The sequence below is a fragment of the Vibrio ruber DSM 16370 genome (assembly GCF_900163965.1).
Lineage (GTDB): Bacteria > Pseudomonadota > Gammaproteobacteria > Enterobacterales > Vibrionaceae > Vibrio > Vibrio ruber.
Genome location: NZ_FULE01000050.1, coordinates 110481 through 131103, shown reverse-complemented (window position 1 = coordinate 131103; position 20623 = coordinate 110481). Strand labels below are relative to the sequence as shown.

Sequence of the window (20623 nt, the reverse complement as noted above, 5' to 3'; positions counted from 1 at the left end):
ACATGGATCAATTGAATAGAAACACGCAACAGCAGATCGGGAAGCTCTATGTCGATGGGGTGCGTCAACATTTTCCTGCGGCAATAGAAGATGAAACCTGGCAGGCCGACAATCAGGTGACGTTGACCGTAAAAATGACCTCGTTGGTTGAGGTGATGAAATGGCTCTACTACGACCAAGGAGGATGGTTATCCGTTTCTTTTGGTAATGATGAACGGACATTAAACGGCTGTTTCGGCGTTTATCATGCTTTATCGATGGAAGGCGAAGTGAAAAGTTGGGTGATCGTCAAAGTTTTGGTGAATGCAAACGATCAGGAATTTATTTCGATCACACCTGAGATCCCGGCAGCCGTGTGGGGAGAGCGCGAGATCCGCGATATGTTCGGTCTGCGCCCGATTGGTTTGCCGGACGAGCGTCGTCTGGTGCTGCCCGATGACTGGCCGGAAGATTTGCACCCATTGCGTAAAGATGCGATGGATTATCGTCAACGTCCGCAACCGACAACAGAGACGGAAACTTATCCGTTTATCAATGAACTGGGAAGCGATTCCGATCGGATCGTGCCCGTCGGGCCTTTGCATATCACCAGTGACGAACCCGGCCATTTCCGCTTATTTGTTGATGGTGAAGATATTGTCGATGCCGATTATCGGATGTTTTATGTTCACCGCGGCATGGAAAAGTTAGCTGAAACGCGGATGGGCTATCATGAAGTCGGGTTTCTTGCAGATCGCGTGTGCGGCATCTGTGGATTTACCCATAGCGTCGGTTATAACAATTCTATCGAAACCGCACTGAACATCGAAGTCCCGGAACGCGGCAAGATGATTCGGACCGTGTTACTGGAAGTCGAGCGCTTACACAGTCATTTACTCAATATCGGCCTGTCCAGCCACTTTGTCGGATTTGATTCCGGTTTCATGCAATTTTTCCGCGTGCGTGAGAAAACCATGGAACTTGCGGAGTTACTGACCGGTGCCAGAAAAACCTACGGCATGAACTTGATTGGCGGGGTGCGGCGTGACTTCCTTAAAGAACAGCGAACCAAAGGCATTGCCATGATTCGTGAAGTTCGCCAGTCATTTACCGAGTTGGTCGATGTACTGCTTTCGACGCCGAATATTGACAGCCGGATCTCCGGTGTCGGTGTACTTGCAAAAGACATTGCCCGAGACTTTAGCCCGGTAGGCCCTTTGGTGCGTGGCAGTGGATTTGCCCGCGATGCCCGGGTGGTACATGGTCAGTCGCTGGAATCTTACGGGCAGGTTCCGCTCGGGTTACACCATTTTGACAGTGGCGATGTACAGGCGCGCCTGCTGATTCGAATCCGCGAAGTGTTCGATTCACTCAATATCGCTGAGTTCGGATTAGATCATCTCCCCGAGGGAGCAATCTTGACTGAAGACTTTCAGTATGTCCCACATCGGTTTGCTTTGGGATTTACCGAGGCACCACGCGGTGAAAATATCCACTGGAGTATGACGGGGGATAACCAGAAGCTGTTCCGCTGGCGCTGTCGGGCTGCCACTTATGCCAACTGGCCGACGCTGCGTTATATGCTGCGGGGGAATACGGTTGCCGATGCGCCCCTGATTATCGGTAGTCTTGATCCTTGTTATTCCTGTACGGATCGCGTGACCATCATTGATACCAAGAAAAAACGGTCTCAAACCGTGCCGTACAAAACGATTGAGCAGTACAGCATCAATCGGAAAAACTCACCCCTGAAATCAATGTGAGGTTGTGATGTTAAAACTATTCAAAACAGTTTTAAAAACCGGCGATGCCACGGCCAGGTATCCTTTTGCGCCGTATGAAGTCAGCACGGATTTTCGGGGCAAGCCAGAACTGGACGCAACACAGTGTATTGCTTGTGGTGCCTGCATGAGAGCCTGTCCTGCCAACGCGTTAGTGATGGAGACTGATGAACAGAAGGGCACCCGTCGCTGGGAGCTTTCTCTGGCGCGTTGTATCTACTGCGGACGTTGTGAAGAAGTGTGTCCGACGCATGCATTGGTCTTGTCACAACAGTTCGAACTGGCTGTGACCAACAAAGCAGATTTGTATGAACAGGCTGAGTTTGAGTTGGTCAATTGCCGGGAATGTGATCGTCCTTTCATCGCTAAAAAATTATTCCATTATGTTATGGAAATACTTCAGCACGCGGGGTTGAGTGGTGAGTCGTTAGACATGCGTCGTCACCAGCTGGAAAGCTGTCCGGAATGTCGTCGGCAGGCCAATATGCTGGATGGGCAAAATTTGGCATGTAACCGCTACGTGACTGCCGAGCAGATACCGGTCAACACTATCGATACTACAGGTATCTCTGCCATTCATCCTGATTCCGGTATGTCAGAGAATGTTCATTCTGCGAGCCATATGCCCACTATCAATGGCACTGATATCAATGCCACCGATATCAATCGTGAGGAGGTCCAGTGAAAGGTATTCAGCAATTATCGGGTGTTCATCATACACAGACTCAGCCTGTTGAAGTCCCCCCTGAACATCAGGCATTAAAGCAAAGCCTGTTGAAACAGATCAAACGGTCAGCCTATGTTTATCGGGTGGACTGTGGGGGATGTAATGGTTGTGAAATTGAAATTTTTGCAGCCACAACCCCCGTTTATGATACCGAGCGATTCGGGATCAAAGTGGTTGCCAGCCCGCGTCATGCCGATATCCTACTCTTTACCGGTGCGGTCACACGAGCGATGCGAGCCCCTGCTTTACGGGCTTATGAAGCGGCTCCTGATCCGAAAATTGTGGTGTCGTATGGCGCATGTGGCTGTGACGGCGGCATTTTTCATGATCTCTATTGTGTCTGGGGCGGCACAGACAAAATCGTTCCGGTGGATGTTTATATTCCCGGTTGCCCCCCGACCCCGGCGGCCACACTGTATGGATTCGCGGTGGCCTTAGGGTTACTTGAACAAAAAATGCATGCCAAAAACCATGATGCCGAGGCTGAGCCTGCCAGTTTGAGTCATACCGGTATTCCGCAAGATATCCGGGTCATGCTCGAACGGGAAGCCCGCCTGTTAGCCGGTTATCGTCAGGGCAACCGCATTGCGGATGAGCTGATGTCTGTGCTGGAAGGGTGCCATGCCGACAATGTGGATGCACAGATCCAAGCCTATATTCATCAGCATAACGATCCGCGTCTGACGGAAATTGTTGAAACGCTGATGCGTTCGGTGATGAAGCAGCTGGTGGGCGATGAACTCAAAGGAGGTGCCTGTCATGGCTGTGGCTGAAGCGCAAAGCGAAAAGTATTCGAGACACTTAAAAGAACGGGTGCGCTTTTATCGGTTAACGCGCAAGTTTGTTGATGAAAAAGAGGTGCCTCAAGAAGCACAACAGATCATGTATTACAGTCTGGCGATTGGGCACCACCTTGGTATTGTCGATTGTCTCCAGTCCGATATGGATTGCCACGGTGAAGAGTATTTAGCGTGGATTGAAGGATTACCGAAAGACAGTGAAGCGTACCGGAAAATGAGTGGCTTTCTCAAATTCGGAGAGATTACGATTTTCCCTGAGCACATTCATATGTTGGCGACGGCATTTCAGCAAATCAACCCCGCGACCCAGTCTGAGACATCACAGCGTTTGACCGCAGGGTTGATCGAGATTCTCAATGCCATTCATCAAGAGCCGATGATGTATTTGATGGTACGAGGAACGGTGCAATGAGTAGACAAATATTATTGACGGTCGGTAACTCTATGATGGGTGATGACGGTGCCGGCCCCTTGCTGGCTAAGCGGTGTCGGGAACAACCGATAGACAGTTGGGAAGTATTAGAAGGCGGCACCATGCCGGAAGATACCCTACATCGGATTCGTCACATCAAGCCGGAGCGTGTTCTGGTTGTTGATGCCGCTGATTTTGGTGAAAAGGCTGGGGAAATTCGCGTTATTGATCCCGATACCATTGCTGAGATGTTTATGGTTTCTACCCATAGTCTGCCGTTGAATTTTCTGATCGATGAGCTGAAAACGTTTGTGCCTCATGTCAGTTTTATCGGGATTCAGCCCGCAATTGTCGCCTTTGCTGCACCGATGACCCAGATGGTTATCGATGCTGTTGAGACGGTTTATCAATCGTTACCTGAATGGCGTGACGATAATGTTTTTAGCCATTGCTAACGCGTGACGACAAAAGTGTCGAACTTCGACACTTTTGTCGTTGAACAATCGGGTCAAGGGCTTAGGCGTTCTTCCCGATTGGATTTGTTTTTTAATTTGTCACTTATTTTTTCTTATAAATCATTGGATTAAATGATTTCAAATAGTAACTCCCGGATTGGCACGTCTTGTGCCTGTAATGATTAACCACCCCCCAGAGTCTGAAGGTACTCTGTTGTATTGACACAAAAAGGATACAGCATGAATCGATTTGTTTTTGCTGACGCCAATAAGTGTATTGGTTGTCGAACCTGTGAGATTGCCTGTGCGGTCGCTCATCAGGATGAGTCATCGGGTACTTTGAACGGGAACGAGGACTTTGCGCCACGTTTACAACTGGTAAAAAATGCAGAAGTTTCCGTTCCTGTGATGTGTCGTCAGTGTGACGACGCTCCGTGTGCACAAGTTTGCCCGAATCATGCCATCGTTCATGAAGATGGTTACGTGAAGGTGATTCAATCCCGTTGTATTGGCTGTAAGACCTGTGTGATTGCCTGTCCGTATGGTGCGATGAGTGTCATGACCCGAATGAGAAATACGGTGTCTGAACATGCCGCGCTTTTCCAAAAACAAGTGCCTCAATCCCAAGCGCTGAAATGTGATTTATGTTCACACCGAGAAGCAGGGCCTGCTTGTGTTCAGGTTTGTCCGACAGAGGCGATTCGTTTGATTGCACCTGAGTCACTGCAACAAACCAGTCAACAAAAACGAGAAGCGGCAGCAAGTCAGGCTTCCGTGATTTCGGTTTGAAGCAGCATGAAAATGGAATATCGGGGATAGTGAGAAAATTATGATCGAAAAAAAATTAGTCGTGTGCCCCTATTGTGGTACGGGATGTAAGTTAAATCTTTTAGTTGAAAACAATAAAGTGGTTGGTGCAGAGCCTGCCAATGGTCGAACCAATGAAGGCCAGTTGTGCTTAAAAGGATACTATGGGTGGGATTTTTTAAATGATACCCAACTGCTGACGCCACGTTTGAAACAGCCGATGATTCGTCGCACGAAAGGTGACAAACTTGAAGCGGTTTCTTGGGATGAAGCGTTAGATTTCGCGGTCGAAAAACTGTCGGCAATCAAGCAGAAATATGGTCCCGACGCGATTATGACTACCGGTTCAGCCAGAGGGCCGGGCAATGAATCCAATTATGTGATGCAAAAATTTGCCCGGGCGGTGATTGGCACCAATAACGTTGACCACTGTGCACGTGTTTGTCACGCCCCTTCAGTTGCAGGTTTGGAATCGGTGGTCGGCAATGGTGCGATGAGTAATGCCATTCCTGAAATCGAAGAAGCAAAATGCTTGCTGATTTTCGGTTATAACGTTGCCGACTCTCATCCGGTGATTGCCAAACGTATTTTAAAAGCGCGTGAAAACGGTGCCAAAGTCATTGTTTGTGACCCGCGTAAGATTGAATCGGTCCGGGTTGCAGATCAATGGCTCTCCTTGAAAAACGGCGCCAATATGGCGGTCGTCAACGCGTTGGCTTATACACTGATTGATGAAAATCTCTATGATAAATCATATGTACAAAATTACACCGAAGGGTTTGATGAGTTCCGCAAGATTGTCATGGATTATGCGCCTGAAAAAGTCGAACATCTGACGGGACTGAAAGCGGCTGAAGTTCGCCAAGCTGCTCGGACTTATGCCAAGTCTTCCGGTTCGATGATTTTATGGGGCATGGGTGTTACCCAGTTTGGTCAGGCGGTTGATGTGGTTCGTGGTTTGGCCGGCCTGGCATTAATGACAGGTAACTTTGGTCGTCGTGGGGTCGGTTGTGGTCCGGTTCGGGGACAGAATAATGTGCAGGGCACCTGTGATTTAGGCATGTTGCCGCATCAGTTCCCAGGGTATCAGTCTGTGACTGACGATAAAATCCGTGAGAAATTTGAGCAGGCTTGGGGCGTTAAACTATCGGCAAAACCCGGTTATCGCATGACTGAAATCGGTCATAAAGTGGCAGAAGGTGCTTGTAAAGCGTTCTACATTTTTGGTGAAGATCCAGCGCAGACCGAAGCAGACCTGAATGCGATGCGGGAGACGATGCGTCAGTTAGAGCTGGTAATCGTGCAAGATATCTTCATGACCAAAACTGCTGAAATGGCTGATATTATTTTCCCGTCTACCAGTTGGGGAGAACATGAAGGGGTGTATACCAGTGCGGATCGGGGATTCCAGCGTTTCTACAAAGCGGTGACTCCGCCTGAAGGCGTCAAACCTGACTGGGAGATTTTCAGTCTGTTAGCCACGCGAATGGGTTATCCGATGCATTATGAAAATACCCAAGAAATCTGGGATGAAATGCGTGCACTGACACCGCTGTTTGCCGGTGTTACTTACGAAAAAATGGCAGGGCTTAAATCCGTGATGTGGCCGTGCCCGACCGAAGATCACCCCGGTACTTCATTCTTGTTTGAAGGCAATAAGTTTGCGACGCCATCAGGAAAAGGCAAGTTTATCGGTGCACCTTGGCGTCCGCCGTTGGAACAAACAGACGCAGAATTTCCTTTGGTGCTCTCCACCGTACGGGAAGTCGGTCACTATTCATGCCGCTCCATGACCGGGAACTGCAAAGCCCTGTCTACATTGGCCGATGAGCCGGGATATGTCCAAATGAACCCCGCTGATGCGAAGCAGCTGGGAATTGCGGATCAGCAGTTAGTCTGGGTTTCTTCCCGGCGAGGCAAAGTTATTACACGCGCCAATGTATCAGAACGGGTCAATGTTGGTGCGGTTTATATGACTTATCAGTGGTGGGTTGGTGCATGTAATGAGTTAACGATTGAGCATGTCGATCCGATTTCGAGTACACCTGAGTTCAAGTATTGTGCTGTCAAGGTCGAAGCGATTGAGGATCAGGCGTGGGCAGAGAACCATGTTCAGTCTGAGTATAGTCAAATAAAAGCGCGACTTAAATCACATGTTGCATATGCGTGATTAGATCAATATCGGCTCTTTACGTCTGTGTACAATGTTCTGTAAAGAGCCTTTGATTGAGTCGTGACTGATTATGAATAGAATTGCTCAAGAGTTGATGAAATTTTCACAAGCCATGCTGTCGATCCACGATATGTATGACTTGTTGAAATTTCTAAATGACGATGAATGTTCATTTCTTCAGGTCGAACGGATGAACATTATCCTTCACCGGGAAGTTTCTGACGAATTGATTCTTTACTATGTTGACAGCAATCAGCAAGTTCAGCATGAGACATTTCATCCGCAAGAGAGCGGTTTATATCATCAGTCTTATGATGATGGTATTTACGAACTCGATGGTGACGGCTTCGCTTATTACTATCCCCATTTTGCCGGTCATCCGGCTTACCGGGGCATTGATCATTATTGCAAAATGCCGCTGAACACGGTCAGTCAGCAGCTGGGTGTGATTGAATTCATCAACCCCAAGCTCAGTAACATGGAGGATGGTGAAAAGCAATTTCGCATGGTTAGTAGCATTCTGGTGTCTTTCATTGCCCATGTTGTCGAGCATGAATTAGCATCGAATATGGCGCAGCAGCTTAGCCATGAACGAGATAACTATCATATTTTAGTGGATGTCACGAATGCCGTGATCAGCCAAAACAGTAAAGAAACGCTACTGAATTCTTTGTTGCGTTGTCTGAATCAACATTTTGCGATGCATCATCTGGCACTGATAGAACCCTATCAGGGACATTATATCCAGTACACCAGTGATTTGATTCAGGGAGAAATCCGTCATCAGTGCCACTTTTTCAGTGATGACAGTGCGTTTCAGAATACAGTAGATCCTTATTCTCCGGTGTTGATTCAGGGGGATAATTTGCGGCCATTGTTCTTTCAGAAGAATGCCATCGAATTTGCCGAAGATATTGAACAACTGATCGTGATTCCTATGGTGTTTCGTACCAATCGCGTCGGATATATCGCTTACATGCTCAACAAAAAGCATCAGGAAGTGGCACTTGATCTTGACTTACTTCAGCAAATAGCGGCACGGGTTGCAATGGCGATGCATAGTCTGAGTGTGCATGAAACCCATACCAAAGTGCTGCCCAAAAGCGAATATATTTCGATTGCATCAAAGGATGAGAAACAGCGTATTTTTGATGACATCATCAGCCAGAGTGAGGCGATGAATCGTGTGCTCGATCAGGTTGCGATGGTGGCAGACTGTGATAGTACCGTTTTGATTCTGGGCGAGACCGGTACCGGTAAAGAGTTGGTCGCCCGGGCGATTCATAAAATGAGCCGGCGTAGTCAAAAGCGAATGATAAAAATGAACTGCGCCGCGGTACCGGAAGGCTTATTTGAGAGTGAACTTTTCGGCCATGAGCGCGGCGCATTTACCGGTGCTGTTCATCAGCGGGTCGGGCGTTTTGAGCAGGCGCATCAAGGCACACTGTTTTTAGATGAAATCGGTGATATGCCGCTGGAGTTACAACCGAAACTGTTGCGGGTATTGCAGGAAAATGAAATTGAGCGGGTCGGGAAAAACCAGTTGATTCAGGTCGATGTGCGGATTGTGGTGGCAACTAATGCTGATTTGCTCTCCATGGTTCAGGAAAAAACGTTTCGTAATGATCTGTATTACCGGTTAAATATTTTTCCGATAGAGATCCCACCGCTTCGTCAGCGGCCTGAAGATATTCCTCTATTGGTGAAACATTTTACCCGCGTGATCGCCAAACAGATGGGCAAAAATATTACCGCGATTACCAATGAAACGATGAGAGCGCTGACCGCGTTTGCCTGGCCCGGGAATGTCAGACAATTACGCAATTTTATTGAACGCTCAGTGATTCTGACCCGTGGCGATGTACTGAACGCACCACTGGATGAGCTCGTCAAATTGGGGCTGGAAATTCCGAAAGCTGAATCGCAGCAGCAAAGCAATGTATCGGACGTTCATCACGATAAAAAAGATACGATTGAAATAAATCGTGATACGGTGATTCAGGCGCTAAAAGAAAGTAATGGGATTGTGGCCGGTGCACGTGGTGCCGCTGCAAAACTCGGGTTAAAAAGGACAACATTACTGTCACGAATGCAACGGATGGGGATTAGCAGCAAGGACTATTTGCCTGAGACTGAATCTACCTCGTCATGAATCAGGATTGACCTATGAATGAATCTTTCACGGTACAGAATATAGATTCTGTCAGTCATAAAAAAATTGTTCGTTATCGGCAGGATAATCAGTGTCATTTGGTTGACGATACACTGATTCAAGAAGTGCCTGTTGCTTTGGAATATAACGGGGTTGCTTACACCGTTATGATGTGTACCCCCAGAGATCTGGATATGTTTGCCGTTGGTTTTTCGCTGACGGAAGGCATTATTGATCATGATCGTGATATTCATGATATCAGCATTCAGATGAGCCCTGATGGGATTACGCTCTCGATTGAGATTGCCAATCGCTGTATCCATCGTCTGCAGGAAAAACGGCGTACGATGGCAGGCATGACGGGGTGCGGCCTCTGTGGTACGGATCAGCTGACCCATGTTTGCCGGGTACAGACACCACTGGAAAATCATACAACGTTTCATGTGCAGAAATTAGATAGTGCTTTAAACCAGTTGAAACAGAGTCAACAACTCAATCAATTGACCGGTGCCTGCCATGCAGCTGCCTATCTGAATATACATGGTGAGCCGGAAGCATTATTTGAAGATGTCGGACGGCATATCGCACTCGACAAATTGATCGGTTGGGTCACCAAACATCATAAACAGAAAGGGGTGGTATTAGTCACGAGCCGGGCCAGTTTTGAAATGGTGCAGAAAGCCGCCGCCGGAGGCATTGAAATTTTATGTGCCATCTCTGCCGCGACCGATATGGCGGTTGATTTGGCGGAACGTCTCAATGTGACGCTGTGCGGCTACTGCCGCCCGGGACAAGCCAATATTTATACACACGCAGAAAGGATTCTCGGGTTGAATCAATAGTTGGGAATGTATTTAGTTTAAGATAAAGAGATAAGAGAATGAAAATAAAGAATTTAATCCCCGGGTTACTGGTATTGTTTTCTCCACTGGCGTTGGCGCATCCCGGCCACGGTGGTGATCATGGTTTTGAAAGTGGCATCTTGCATCCGCTGACTGGTGTCGATCATCTTAGTGTGATGATTAGTGTCGGCATATTGGCGGCTTTATTTGGGGGAAGAAGCCGCTGGCAGATGCCACTTTCTTTCATTGCGTTGATGATTGTCGGAGGCATTTTAGGCGTATCCGGTTTAGTTATTCCGGGCGTCGAACTTTATATTGCGTTGAGTGTTGTCGTCATGGGGCTGTTACTGTGGCGTAGTGTACAAATTTCTCATCAGTGGGTGACGGTTTTAGTCATGGCATTTGCGGTATTTCATGGCATGGCACACGGTGCGGAGATGCCATTTAATAGTCATGCTCTGGCTTATTTCAGCGGTTTTGTCTTGTCTACTTTTCTGCTCCATCTGAGTGGGATCGCTATCGGGAGTGCCGTGTTACGTTTTTCTGCCAGTGGTCGTTTGGTCAAAGCGCTAGGTGCCGTTGTCGCAATGCTGGGTGGGTCTTTTCTCCTCTCTTAATCAGTGCGCTTTAAGCTTGCTGGTGCCCTTCGTGCTCAAGAGTTCTCAAGGCTGGTTTTGCCATGAATGAACGATATTTTATTTGTGTTTCCGGTGTTGTTCAGGGGGTTGGTTTCCGCCCCTTTGTTTATCAACTCGCTGTTCAGCATCATTTAACCGGATGGGTGATGAATAGCTCTGAAGGCGTCAAAATTGATGTTCAGGGACACAAAGAGGCGCTCGATTTGTTTGTCCGGGCGCTGAGAGAACGCTCGCCCCGGCTTGCCCGGGTTGATGATGTGATTTGTGCTCGACAGCGTTTGGGGCGAATACAAGGCTTTACCATTCACCCGAGTCAACGTGATAAACAGGTTGCGGTCAGTGTTTCTCCGGATCAATCAATTTGTCCCGAGTGTTTATCTGAAATGTATGATCAACACTCCCCTTATTATCACTATCCGTTTATCAACTGTACGCATTGTGGCCCCAGATATTCGATTATTGAGCAACTGCCTTATGACCGGGGCAACACAACAATGAAAGGGTTTGATTTCTGCCCGTCTTGTTTGCAGGCTTATCAAGCGCCGAGCAACCGGCGTTATCATGCCCAGCCGACCAGTTGCCACCATTGCGGGCCGAAGGTTGCTTTGCGTCATGCCCGGGGAACGCTGACCACACAACATGATCAAGTGTTTGAGCAAGCGGCTGAGATACTTAGCCAAGGCGGGGTGATCGCGGTAAAAGGGCTTGGCGGATTTCATCTGGTTTGTGATGCAACATCGTCAGTGAGTGTTAGCAAATTGCGCCAAATGAAATACCGTCAGCGTAAACCTTTTGCGGTGATGGTCGATGGTGTCGCAACCGCGGCGCAATATGTTACCGGAGAGCCCGCCGAATGGCAGGCACTAAAGGCCAGTGCAGCACCGATCGTGCTGATGAACCGGCGGCCTCATCCTGAGCTTGTCCCTGAAGTGGCGTGTGACCGTCCTTACTTGGGCGTAATGCTCCCTTATACCCCGTTACACCATCTGTTGTTTGAACAATATCGTCGCTACCGAAGCGAGCCTGTTCTCGTGATGACCAGTGGGAATCTGTCCGGGATGCCATTAGTAACAGACGGCGATGAAATGCTGCGCTTGTTTGGGGAGGCTTTGGACGCTGTGCTGGATCATGACCGGCCGATTGCCAACCCCTGTGACGATAGCATTGTGCATTACGCTGGTAATACCATACGGGTGCTGAGAATGGCGCGAGGTTACGCACCATTCAGTCATCACAGTGATTATCAGGGCGCCCCGATTGTCGCGATGGGCGCGCAGCAAAAATCGACCATTGCTATGGCGTTATCCGGACAGTCGATGTTGTCTCCTTATATCGGTGATCTGGATGATCTCGACACCCAACAGCGCTATGAAAAGACTATTTCATTGTTTCAACATTTATACCAGTGTGAACCGTCACATTGGGTGTGTGACTATCATCCGGGATATTTTTCGACCCAGTCAGCTCACACGCGATCAGGCGGCATTTTACCGGTGCAGCATCATCACGCCCACATTCTGGCCGTAATGGCGGAATATCAAATCACCGACCCCGTATTAGGGTTTGCATTTGACGGTACCGGCATGGGGGATGATGACACGGTTTGGGGCGGTGAAGTGTTACTGGCTGATACTCAAGGTTATCAGCGTTGTGGCAGTTTAAGACCTTTTCGTTTGATTGGCGGCGAGCGGGCGATTCGTGAACCTGCCCGAATTTTGCTGGCAATGCTGCTGGAATGTTATTCGTTGCAAGAGATTCGCTCGCTGGCACACCCGGCCTTTCAGGGATGGGATGATCATGATTTTTCTAATCTGCATCAGCTGTGGTTGTCCGGTCAACACTCTCCGCTGTGTTCTTCTGTCGGGCGTTTATTTGATGCGTGGGCTTGTTTAGGCGCATTGCTTGATCGTCCTGATTTTGACGGCGAAAGTGGCTTACTGGTGGAATCCGCAGCCATGACTGCCGGGCAAGCAGAGATCCCTTGGGAAATGAACTGGGCAGACGGGACGTCGCTACTGGATTGGAAACCATTATTAATTCGGTGTATTGAATCCCAAATTTGGCTGAGCCAAGCAGCGGTTTCTGACGCATGTCTGGGGTTGATAGCAGCATTAGCCGGGGCGATTCAACAGATGGCCGGTCGTTATCCGTCCCTGCCGGTTATTGTCAGTGGCGGCGTCTTTCAAAATCGATTGTTGATGGATGTCTTGTGGCAGAAACAGGACGAAGCCCAGCCGATATATAGCGGTACGATGATCCCGGTGAATGACAGCGGTATTGCGATGGGGCAGCTTTGGTATGGCATTCACCAACGCTGATTGAGCAGAATTATCCGATGGTGAAGCCTTGTGGCCGAATCTTCGGACAACAGAGAGTAACGAGTGATGTGTTTATGTATTCCCGCAAGTGTTGTCAGTGTCGAACATGAGCAGATGACCGCGGTCGTCGATACGTTAGGTGTCGAGCGAGAAGTTAGTACTCACTTGATATCAGAACCAATTCAGGTCGGTGACCACTTACTGATTCATGTGGGATTTGCGATCAGTAAAATTGATCAGCAAGAAGCCAAGGAGAGCCTGCAAACCTATCGCGACCTGATCAGTCAGGTCGGTTCTGATGAGATGTGGATTGGGTGAAGCGATGAATGACGAAATAAGCGCAACAGATTCGGTCCGGAGTTTGTATCAGGGTTTTCGCGAACCGGCGGTCATTCGTGGTTTGGCTGAACAGATTCGCCAGAAAGCGTGTCACTTGACCGAGCCTCTGTACATGATGGAAGTGTGCGGCGGACACACGCACACCATTATGAAATACGGAATTCAGCAGTTACTTCCGGAGAATTTACATTTTGTCCACGGGCCGGGATGCCCGGTCTGTATCATGCCGAAAGAGCGTATTGATCATGCGATTATACTGGCGCAGACCGAAGGCGTCATTTTGGTCACTTTGGGCGATATGATTCGGGTACCGGGCTCTCGTTTGTCGCTGGCTGAATGCCGGGCTAACGGCGGGTCAGTCGTGCCAATCTATGATCCGATGGATGTACTTGAAATTGCCCGCCAAAATCCGCAGCAAAAGGTGGTCTATTTTGCGATCGGTTTTGAAACCACGACTCCGATGACGGCGGTTTTAGTCCAACAGGCGCGACGTCTACAGTTGAACAATCTTTTTTTTCATATCAATCATGTGCTGGTGCCACCGGCAATGGATGCGGTGATGGCGGACTCAATGACCCGGGTGAATGCATTTCTCGGCCCATCCCATGTCAGCGTGATCACCGGGGCGAAGATTTATCAGCCGATAGTCCGGCATTATCAAATTCCGGTGGTTGTTTCCGGCTTTGAGCCGGTGGATGTATTGGAGTCGGTACATATGCTGGTCGAACTTGCGCTTGATGGTCAGCCTGCTTTGCAGACGCAATATACACGGGCTGTCTCACTTGAGGGGAATACGGTTGCGCAGGCATGTATCGCGGATATTTTTGAAGTCCGGGCAGCATTTAACTGGCGTGGGCTGGGAAATATACCGAACTCCGCCCTGAAGCTCCGGGCACAATATGCAGATCTGGACGCAGAAGTGCTGTTTGAATCGCTGTTACCGCAGGAGCCAGTACCGGATCACAAAGCGTGCCGTTGTGGGGATATTTTACGTGGACTCGCCAGCCCGACGGATTGCAAAGTGTTTGGCAAAGCGTGTCAACCAAGTCGGCCGATGGGCAGTTGTATGGTGAGTTCTGAAGGGGCTTGCAATGCTTATTATCGCTACGCCGGTTTTCATATTGAACCACAGGAGTCTCGCAGATGAAAAAACAGCAAACCGTTCAATTGAGCCATGGCGGTGGTGGCGTCGAGATGAATCACCTCATTCAGCATCTGTTTTGGCAGCGACTGGGGAACGATATTCTCAATCAGGCTGAAGATGCCGCGACCCTGAATATCCCGTCACCATTAGCCATGACAACCGACAGTTTTACCGTCTCTCCCCATTTTTTTGCCGGAGGGAATATCGGTACGCTTGCGGTGGCCGGTACCTGTAATGATTTGGCGATGGTTGCTGCCAAACCGACTTATCTGAGCTGTAGCTTTATTATTGAAGAAGGCACGCTCATCAGCGAATTAGAAACGATTGTCGATGCGATGGCAGCAGAGCTTGCTGTCGGTCAGACCCAGATCGTCTGTGGTGATACCAAAGTTGTGCCCAGAGGTGCGGCAGATAAAGTGTTCATCAATACCACCGGTATTGGTGCGATACAAAAAGCAGATGTCTCGGCGCAGCGGATTATGGCCGGGGACGTGATTTTGGTTTCCCGGGATATCGGTTGCCACGGTGCCTGTATTCTGGCAGCCAGAGAATCATTACGGCTTGCCCATCCGATCATCAGTGACTGCGCTGTACTGTGGCCGGTGGTTGAGGCGTTGTTAGCTGCTTCAATTGATATCCATGCAATGCGCGATGCAACGCGCGGCGGTTTGGCTGCGGTGCTGAATGAGTGGTGCCAGAGTTGTGGTTTACAACTGGCAATTCAGGAAACGCAAATCCCGGTTGATGATGCCGTGCGGGGTATCTGTGAATTATGTGGGTTTGAGCCCTATGATTTAGCTAATGAAGGGACGTTTGTCATTGCGGTTCCAGCAACGCAGGCACAGCATACACTTGAGATTTTGCATCAGTTTAACGCACATGCAGCAGTGATCGGTGAAGCCGTTTCCTTATCACCGGCAAAACCAGTGCTGCACAGCGCTTGGGGAAGCCGGCGTTATCTCGATTTCCCAGCCGGTGAACTGTTACCGCGCATTTGCTAGGAGTCAATTATGCATGAATTATCGCTAAGCCTGAAAACCATTGATCTGGTCGTAGAACATGCACGGCAGCGGCAGGTTAATCGTATCACTGCGGTTACCTTGGGGATTGGGGTGCTTTCTTGCATTGAACCGGATGCGTTATTGACGGGATTGCAGTTTGCCAGCCGCGAGACGTTAGCGGAAGGGGCGCAATTTTTGGTGGAGATGATTCCGGCCACAGCCTGGTGTGAACAATGTCAGAAACCAGTTGAAATCGATACCCATTATACCGGCTGTCCGTTATGTCATTCGTATCAGTTGCGAGTTGAAACCGGAGAAGAATTAAAAATTAAATCGATAGAGGTAGAATCTTATGTGTAGTGTTTGCGGTTGTGGCGAAAGCCATTTGGATGAGCATCATCATGACCATCATGACCATCATGACCATCATGACCATCATGACCATCATGACCATCATGACCATCATGACCATCATGACCATCATGACCATCATGACCATTCCCATCCTCATACACATGCTGAACCGTCAAAAGTACAGCCGATGGTGGTTCATCATCATTACAGCCATCAGGGCGACGTTCATCATCATATCCATTATCATATTCATCAGGACGAAGTCTCTTCACAAATGCAGACGATGCATCAATCTTCTGCAAAGCCTCACACGCATGACTCCCACCATCATCATGACCATGAAGCACCGCATCAGCCAACGGTCACGACTCAAGGCGATCTTCATTATGGTCAGGGAGCGGCTCAAACCCATGTCACAGGGGTATCTCAGCGCCAGTTAATTCATTTGGAACAAGATATTTTGAGCCAGAATGATCGCATCGCTGATGAAAACCGTGCTCATTTTCAGCAACATGGCCAACTGGTGTTAAACCTGATGTCGAGCCCGGGGTCCGGTAAAACGACGCTACTGGTCGAAACATTGAAGCAGTTGCAATCAACCTGTTCATGCGCAGTGATTGAAGGGGATCAACAGACCAGTCAGGATGCCAACCGAATTCGGGCAACCTCTGTTCCCGCGATTCAAGTCAATACCGGCAAGGGCTGCCATCTCGACGCTCAGATGATCCACCGCGCGTATCATCAGCTTGACATGCAAACGTCTGGCATCTTGTTTATTGAAAATGTCGGCAATTTAGTTTGTCCTGCGAGTTTTGATCTGGGAGAGCGGCATAAAGTCACCATTTTATCTGTCACTGAAGGTGAAGATAAGCCATTGAAGTATCCCAATATGTTTGCTGCTTCTCAGTTGATGCTGGTGAATAAAATTGATCTGTTGAACTATGTCGATTTTGATATTGAAGCCTGTATTGCCAATGCTCGTCAGATCAATCCGGATATCCAAGTGATCAAAATCTCAGCGACCACGGGTGAGGGGATGTCAGCCTGGATTGACTGGCTGACGCAACAGCAGAAGCAACTTGTATCTTGATGGTGCGTTGTTGAAGGTCATTTATTGGAGGAATGTCTCAAATTTGCGTTGAACCCGATGAATGGATCTCAGTTTGATAAAAACCGTCATAACAACAGATATCTTGATGAAATGGAGGAACTTATCTGAGAACAGGAAAGAACAGGCGGAATAAAATCTAGCTTGGACGTAGAAAGTGGATGAAGGTGTTCTTTTGGATACTTCGGTTCAGGTATATATTGTCTTCCATAGGGTAGTCAATATTTCCTGTTATTTTTGATTGTGTTATACGATTTGCCGCCGCATGACACGATTTCGTTGTATCCTGAATGAAAGATCATTCAATTTTTCAATGAATATAAAAGGATTTGATATTCATGAGATATACGCCAACGCTCAAGCTCAGCACCCGACTGGTTGCGGTGGTCACGATGATTGTGACCGGAGCGATTTTTATTTTATTTATTGGCGGAACCCTTTCTTTCCAACGCTTAGGACAGGAATATCTCAATCATTACCTACATGGTGTGGTTGAAGTCATTGATAAAGAACTGGAAGAGCCTGACGCGGCCTATTCTATGCAGCGTTGGGTTCCCAAGTTACTTCATGCCAGTAATATTGTTGAAATGACGCTCACATCCAAAGCCGGTGTGGTATATCGATTTAAAGATACGACCTCTTCGGTTGAGGAGAGCCGCTTGTATCATGCTGCTTTTGAGCTGAAACGTAATCAAGATTACACCTTACATTTTAAGGCGGTTCCGCCTTATATTGGTTTTACCTACTCTTTCAGCGCCATGTGGTCAACTACCTTTGCTGTCATTTTGATTGTGGTGTGTCTGCTGCGAGGTGTGAAATGGTTACGGGCTCAGTTACTTGGTTCTGAGTTGCTTGAAGAACGCGGCAGGATGATTCTGGCGGGACAGGTCGAGCGCTATGCAAAGGGTGATGAAAGAGAATGGCCTTACACAGCAAGTGAAGCGCTTGATCGACTGATTGAAGAACTGAAAGATGCCCGGCAGGAACGAAGCCGTTTTGATACATTTATCCGCACGCAGACATTTCTGGATCAATTGACTGGGGCTGCCAACCGGGTGTTATTTGATAGTAAACTGGAAGCGGCTTTACTTGAAAATGATGCACGTGGCGGTGTCTTAATGTTACAGCTCGAAGAGCTGGACGGGCGGGATAAATCAGAATTTGATCATTTGGTTGTTCAGGTCGGCGAATGTATTTCGAATGTTATCCAGCGTTATCCGGATGCAATTCTGTCGCGTTATTATGACACCGTTTTCTCGGTGTTGATCCCTCATCAAAATTCAAAGGAAGTGGCTCAGGTTGCTGTTCAATGTTTGAAAGGGATTGAGCGGTTGAGCCCGCCACTGCCATTGGATCAGAGTAACTGGTGTCATATCGGCATCACGATGTACAGCGAAGGTGAACAGTGGGGGAGAATTATTGATGAAGTGGAGACCGCATTAAAAAGTGCACAACTGGAAGGGGGCAACGCATGGAGCCGTTTTAACAAGGTTAAATCGGTTGATGATGAGAGAGGCAATGTCCGCTGGCGCAGTTTGTTTGAACATAACCTGACCGAAGATAAAATATGTTTGTTCAAACAGGACTGTTATATTGTTTCCCCTCAGAAGCAGCTTTCAGTTGCCCATAAAGAACTGTTTGTCAGAATTCCCGAACCGGGGCAGGGATTTATGAAAACATCCCGGTTTATCTCTGCAATTGTGGCCGTCGGATATGAGATGGTGCTGGATCGTGTGACCTGTCATCGTGTGGTTCAGTTTCTCCGGGAGGAAGACAGTGCCTGCGACATGTACTCGATTAATTTATATGTCACCTCATTTGCGCAGCGTGCTCATTTTATCTGGTTCAGGAATTTGCTGATGCAACTGCCCCGGGCCTATCGTCAGCGGCTCTGTTTCGAGTTTACCGAAAGCCATTTAGTCAAACATCTTGATTATATGCGGCCAGTGTTAAAAATGATCGAGGCGTTCAGTTGTCAGACTGTGGTTGGACAAGTCGGCCGAACGATTGTCAGTACTCATTACGTCAAAGAATTCAAAATTGACTATCTGAAACTTCACCGTAGTCTGGTAAAAGGAATTGAACGGCGTTCCGAGAACCAATTATTTGTACGGAGTATGGTTGGAGTCTGCCGGGGAGCAGATACTCAGGTTATCGCTGTTGGTGTTGAATCTGACAATGAATGGAAAATACTTCAGTCTTTGGGTGTCAGTGGCGTTCAGGGACGGTTATTTGATATCGAATCTCAATGGATTCCTAAACCCCGGGTAACCAATATTAAACCGGGGAAACGCAAACGCTGGAAAACGAAACACACACAACGCTGACAGAATAGGTTAAGATTCGGTGCTATTTCAGGCTGAATCTTTGCCCTGAGTAAGAAATCTGTTAGAAATTGCGTGTTTCTGTCCATGTTTCGGTGTCAATATCTTGCTGTGACAGCAAGGCATTGGTACATTTAACGGAATTTTAATCTTCAATTTTCTTGCAGGATGAACGAAGAATATGTTTAAGAAACTTCGTGGCATGTTTTCAAACGACTTATCGATTGATTTAGGGACTGCCAACACGCTTATATACGTGAAAGGACAAGGTATTGTTCTTGACGAGCCTTCAGTTGTAGCAATTCGCCAAGATAAAGGGCGTGGTGGTCGTAGTGTCGCTGCTGTCGGACATGCGGCGAAACAGATGCTGGGACGAACTCCGGGGAATATTTCAGCAATCCGCCCCATGAAAGATGGTGTGATTGCTGACTTCTATGTCACTGAGAAAATGTTGCAGACTTTTATCAAACAAGTCCATGACAATAGTTTTCTTAAACCGAGCCCCCGAGTGTTGATTTGTGTGCCTTGTGGTTCGACTCAGGTTGAACGGCGTGCGATCAAAGAATCGGCAGAAGGTGCGGGTGCGCGTGAAGTCTATTTGATTGATGAACCAATGGCAGCAGCCATCGGTGCGGGGCTTCGTGTTTCAGAGCCGACCGGTTCAATGGTGGTTGATATCGGTGGCGGTACAACGGAAGTCGCAGTCATTTCTCTTAATGGTGTCGTGTATTCGTCTTCGGTTCGCATTGGTGGTGACCGCTTTGATGAAGCGATTATCAATTATGTCCGCCGTAACTACGGTAGTTTGATCGGTGAGGCAACCGCAGAAAAGATTAAACATGAAATCGGGACGGCTTATCCGGGCGATGATGTCCGTGAAATCGAAGTTCGTGGTCGGAACTTAGCTGAAGGTGTACCGCGCAGTTTCACGCTCAATTCGAATGAAATTCTGGAAGCGCTTCAGGAGCCGCTCACCGGTATCGTCTCTGCTGTGATGATTGCATTAGAGCAATGTCCTCCGGAACTGGCATCTGATATTTCTGAAAACGGGATGGTGCTGACCGGTGGTGGTGCACTGCTGAAAGATCTTGATCGTCTGCTGACGGAAGAAACGGGAATCCCTGTTGTGGTTGCCGATGATCCACTGACCTGTGTCGCCCGCGGTGGTGGTAAAGCGCTAGAAATGATCGACATGCATGGCGGTGATTTATTTAGTGAAGAGTAGTGCCATCTTTGTGTCATTGTTTGAGATGAAGAGACGCTGCAAAA

General features: G+C 48.2%; 18 protein-coding genes. All 18 read left to right on the top strand.

The annotated features are described in order from the left end of the window. The first annotated feature begins 2 nt into the window (after positions 1 to 2). The 18 genes from VR7878_RS17925 to VR7878_RS17840 all read left to right on the top strand — a co-directional run bounded on the left by VR7878_RS17925 (position 3) and on the right by VR7878_RS17840 (position 20579). Complete coding sequence (locus tag VR7878_RS17925; RefSeq protein ID WP_077337381.1) at positions 3 to 1742, top strand: hydrogenase large subunit; 1740 nt, start codon at positions 3 to 5, stop codon at positions 1740 to 1742. Positions 1743 to 1749: 7 nt separating this feature from the next. Then, entirely contained in the window at positions 1750 to 2445 is a 696-nt protein-coding gene (locus VR7878_RS17920) for a formate hydrogenlyase complex iron-sulfur subunit (RefSeq protein ID WP_077337380.1), read from the top strand. Continuing rightward, entirely contained in the window at positions 2442 to 3260 is an 819-nt protein-coding gene (locus VR7878_RS17915; RefSeq protein ID WP_077337379.1) for an NADH-quinone oxidoreductase subunit B family protein, read from the top strand. The genes VR7878_RS17920 and VR7878_RS17915 overlap by 4 nt, the downstream gene beginning before the upstream one ends. Next, positions 3247 to 3699, top strand: a complete 453-nt coding sequence (locus tag VR7878_RS17910) for a formate hydrogenlyase maturation HycH family protein (protein WP_077337378.1) — start codon at positions 3247 to 3249, stop codon at positions 3697 to 3699. The genes VR7878_RS17915 and VR7878_RS17910 overlap by 14 nt, the downstream gene beginning before the upstream one ends. Then, positions 3696 to 4154: a hydrogenase maturation peptidase HycI gene (hycI, locus tag VR7878_RS17905; RefSeq protein ID WP_077337377.1), complete on the top strand. Its 459-nt coding sequence runs from the start codon at positions 3696 to 3698 to the stop codon at positions 4152 to 4154. Before VR7878_RS17910 ends, hycI begins: the two co-directional genes overlap by 4 nt. A 240-nt stretch (positions 4155 to 4394) precedes the next feature. Continuing rightward, a complete protein-coding gene (locus VR7878_RS17900; protein WP_077337376.1) occupies positions 4395 to 4943 on the top strand; it encodes a 4Fe-4S dicluster domain-containing protein in 549 nt (182 codons plus the stop codon). Between the two features lie 43 nt (positions 4944 to 4986). Then, entirely contained in the window at positions 4987 to 7131 is a 2145-nt protein-coding gene (gene fdhF / locus VR7878_RS17895) for a formate dehydrogenase subunit alpha (RefSeq protein WP_077337407.1), read from the top strand. A gap of 73 nt (positions 7132 to 7204) precedes the next feature. Then, on the top strand, positions 7205 to 9286 hold the full coding sequence (locus VR7878_RS17890) for a sigma 54-interacting transcriptional regulator (protein WP_077337375.1): 2082 nt from the start codon (positions 7205 to 7207) through the stop codon (positions 9284 to 9286). Positions 9287 to 9300: 14 nt separating this feature from the next. Further along, entirely contained in the window at positions 9301 to 10128 is an 828-nt protein-coding gene (gene fdhD / locus VR7878_RS17885; protein ID WP_077337374.1) for a formate dehydrogenase accessory sulfurtransferase FdhD, read from the top strand. Positions 10129 to 10166: 38 nt separating this feature from the next. Then, the gene (locus tag VR7878_RS17880; protein ID WP_077337373.1) at positions 10167 to 10745 is read left to right on the top strand and encodes a HupE/UreJ family protein; all 579 of its coding nucleotides are present in this window, start codon (positions 10167 to 10169) and stop codon (positions 10743 to 10745) included. Positions 10746 to 10807: 62 nt separating this feature from the next. Further along, positions 10808 to 13084: a carbamoyltransferase HypF gene (hypF, locus tag VR7878_RS17875; protein WP_077337372.1), complete on the top strand. Its 2277-nt coding sequence runs from the start codon at positions 10808 to 10810 to the stop codon at positions 13082 to 13084. A gap of 66 nt (positions 13085 to 13150) precedes the next feature. After that, on the top strand, positions 13151 to 13402 hold the full coding sequence (locus VR7878_RS17870) for a HypC/HybG/HupF family hydrogenase formation chaperone (RefSeq protein ID WP_077337371.1): 252 nt from the start codon (positions 13151 to 13153) through the stop codon (positions 13400 to 13402). Between the two features lie 4 nt (positions 13403 to 13406). After that, positions 13407 to 14570 (top strand): hydrogenase formation protein HypD, encoded by a 1164-nt coding sequence (gene hypD / locus VR7878_RS17865; RefSeq protein WP_077337406.1) that lies wholly within the window; start codon positions 13407 to 13409, stop codon positions 14568 to 14570. Further along, the gene (gene hypE, locus VR7878_RS17860) at positions 14567 to 15568 is read left to right on the top strand and encodes a hydrogenase expression/formation protein HypE (RefSeq protein ID WP_077337370.1); all 1002 of its coding nucleotides are present in this window, start codon (positions 14567 to 14569) and stop codon (positions 15566 to 15568) included. The genes hypD and hypE overlap by 4 nt, the downstream gene beginning before the upstream one ends. A gap of 9 nt (positions 15569 to 15577) precedes the next feature. Next, complete coding sequence (gene hypA, locus VR7878_RS17855; RefSeq protein WP_077337369.1) at positions 15578 to 15928, top strand: hydrogenase maturation nickel metallochaperone HypA; 351 nt, start codon at positions 15578 to 15580, stop codon at positions 15926 to 15928. Then, a complete protein-coding gene (hypB, locus tag VR7878_RS17850; RefSeq protein ID WP_077337368.1) occupies positions 15921 to 17012 on the top strand; it encodes a hydrogenase nickel incorporation protein HypB in 1092 nt (363 codons plus the stop codon). Before hypA ends, hypB begins: the two co-directional genes overlap by 8 nt. A gap of 356 nt (positions 17013 to 17368) precedes the next feature. After that, complete coding sequence (gene csrD, locus VR7878_RS17845) at positions 17369 to 19357, top strand: RNase E specificity factor CsrD (protein WP_077337367.1); 1989 nt, start codon at positions 17369 to 17371, stop codon at positions 19355 to 19357. A gap of 178 nt (positions 19358 to 19535) precedes the next feature. Further along, entirely contained in the window at positions 19536 to 20579 is a 1044-nt protein-coding gene (locus tag VR7878_RS17840) for a rod shape-determining protein (protein WP_038185732.1), read from the top strand. Positions 20580 to 20623: the final 44 nt, after the last annotated feature.

What these genes read in the sequence shown, in the direction of transcription:
- VR7878_RS17840 (WP_038185732.1), top strand. Translation starts at nt 19,536, where the DNA reads ATGTTTAAGAAACTTCGTGGCATGTTTTCAAACGACTTATCGATTGAT.
- hypD (WP_077337406.1), top strand. Translation starts at nt 13,407, where the DNA reads ATGAATGACGAAATAAGCGCAACAGATTCGGTCCGGAGTTTGTATCAG.
- hypF (WP_077337372.1), top strand. Translation starts at nt 10,808, where the DNA reads ATGAATGAACGATATTTTATTTGTGTTTCCGGTGTTGTTCAGGGGGTT.
- hypA (WP_077337369.1), top strand. Translation starts at nt 15,578, where the DNA reads ATGCATGAATTATCGCTAAGCCTGAAAACCATTGATCTGGTCGTAGAA.
- VR7878_RS17900 (WP_077337376.1), top strand. Translation starts at nt 4,395, where the DNA reads ATGAATCGATTTGTTTTTGCTGACGCCAATAAGTGTATTGGTTGTCGA.
- csrD (WP_077337367.1), top strand. Translation starts at nt 17,369, where the DNA reads ATGAGATATACGCCAACGCTCAAGCTCAGCACCCGACTGGTTGCGGTG.
- fdhD (WP_077337374.1), top strand. Translation starts at nt 9,301, where the DNA reads ATGAATGAATCTTTCACGGTACAGAATATAGATTCTGTCAGTCATAAA.
- hycI (WP_077337377.1), top strand. Translation starts at nt 3,696, where the DNA reads ATGAGTAGACAAATATTATTGACGGTCGGTAACTCTATGATGGGTGAT.
- VR7878_RS17925 (WP_077337381.1), top strand. Translation starts at nt 3, where the DNA reads ATGGATCAATTGAATAGAAACACGCAACAGCAGATCGGGAAGCTCTAT.
- VR7878_RS17870 (WP_077337371.1), top strand. Translation starts at nt 13,151, where the DNA reads ATGTGTTTATGTATTCCCGCAAGTGTTGTCAGTGTCGAACATGAGCAG.
- VR7878_RS17920 (WP_077337380.1), top strand. Translation starts at nt 1,750, where the DNA reads ATGTTAAAACTATTCAAAACAGTTTTAAAAACCGGCGATGCCACGGCC.
- VR7878_RS17880 (WP_077337373.1), top strand. Translation starts at nt 10,167, where the DNA reads ATGAAAATAAAGAATTTAATCCCCGGGTTACTGGTATTGTTTTCTCCA.
- VR7878_RS17890 (WP_077337375.1), top strand. Translation starts at nt 7,205, where the DNA reads ATGAATAGAATTGCTCAAGAGTTGATGAAATTTTCACAAGCCATGCTG.
- hypB (WP_077337368.1), top strand. Translation starts at nt 15,921, where the DNA reads ATGTGTAGTGTTTGCGGTTGTGGCGAAAGCCATTTGGATGAGCATCAT.
- hypE (WP_077337370.1), top strand. Translation starts at nt 14,567, where the DNA reads ATGAAAAAACAGCAAACCGTTCAATTGAGCCATGGCGGTGGTGGCGTC.
- VR7878_RS17910 (WP_077337378.1), top strand. Translation starts at nt 3,247, where the DNA reads ATGGCTGTGGCTGAAGCGCAAAGCGAAAAGTATTCGAGACACTTAAAA.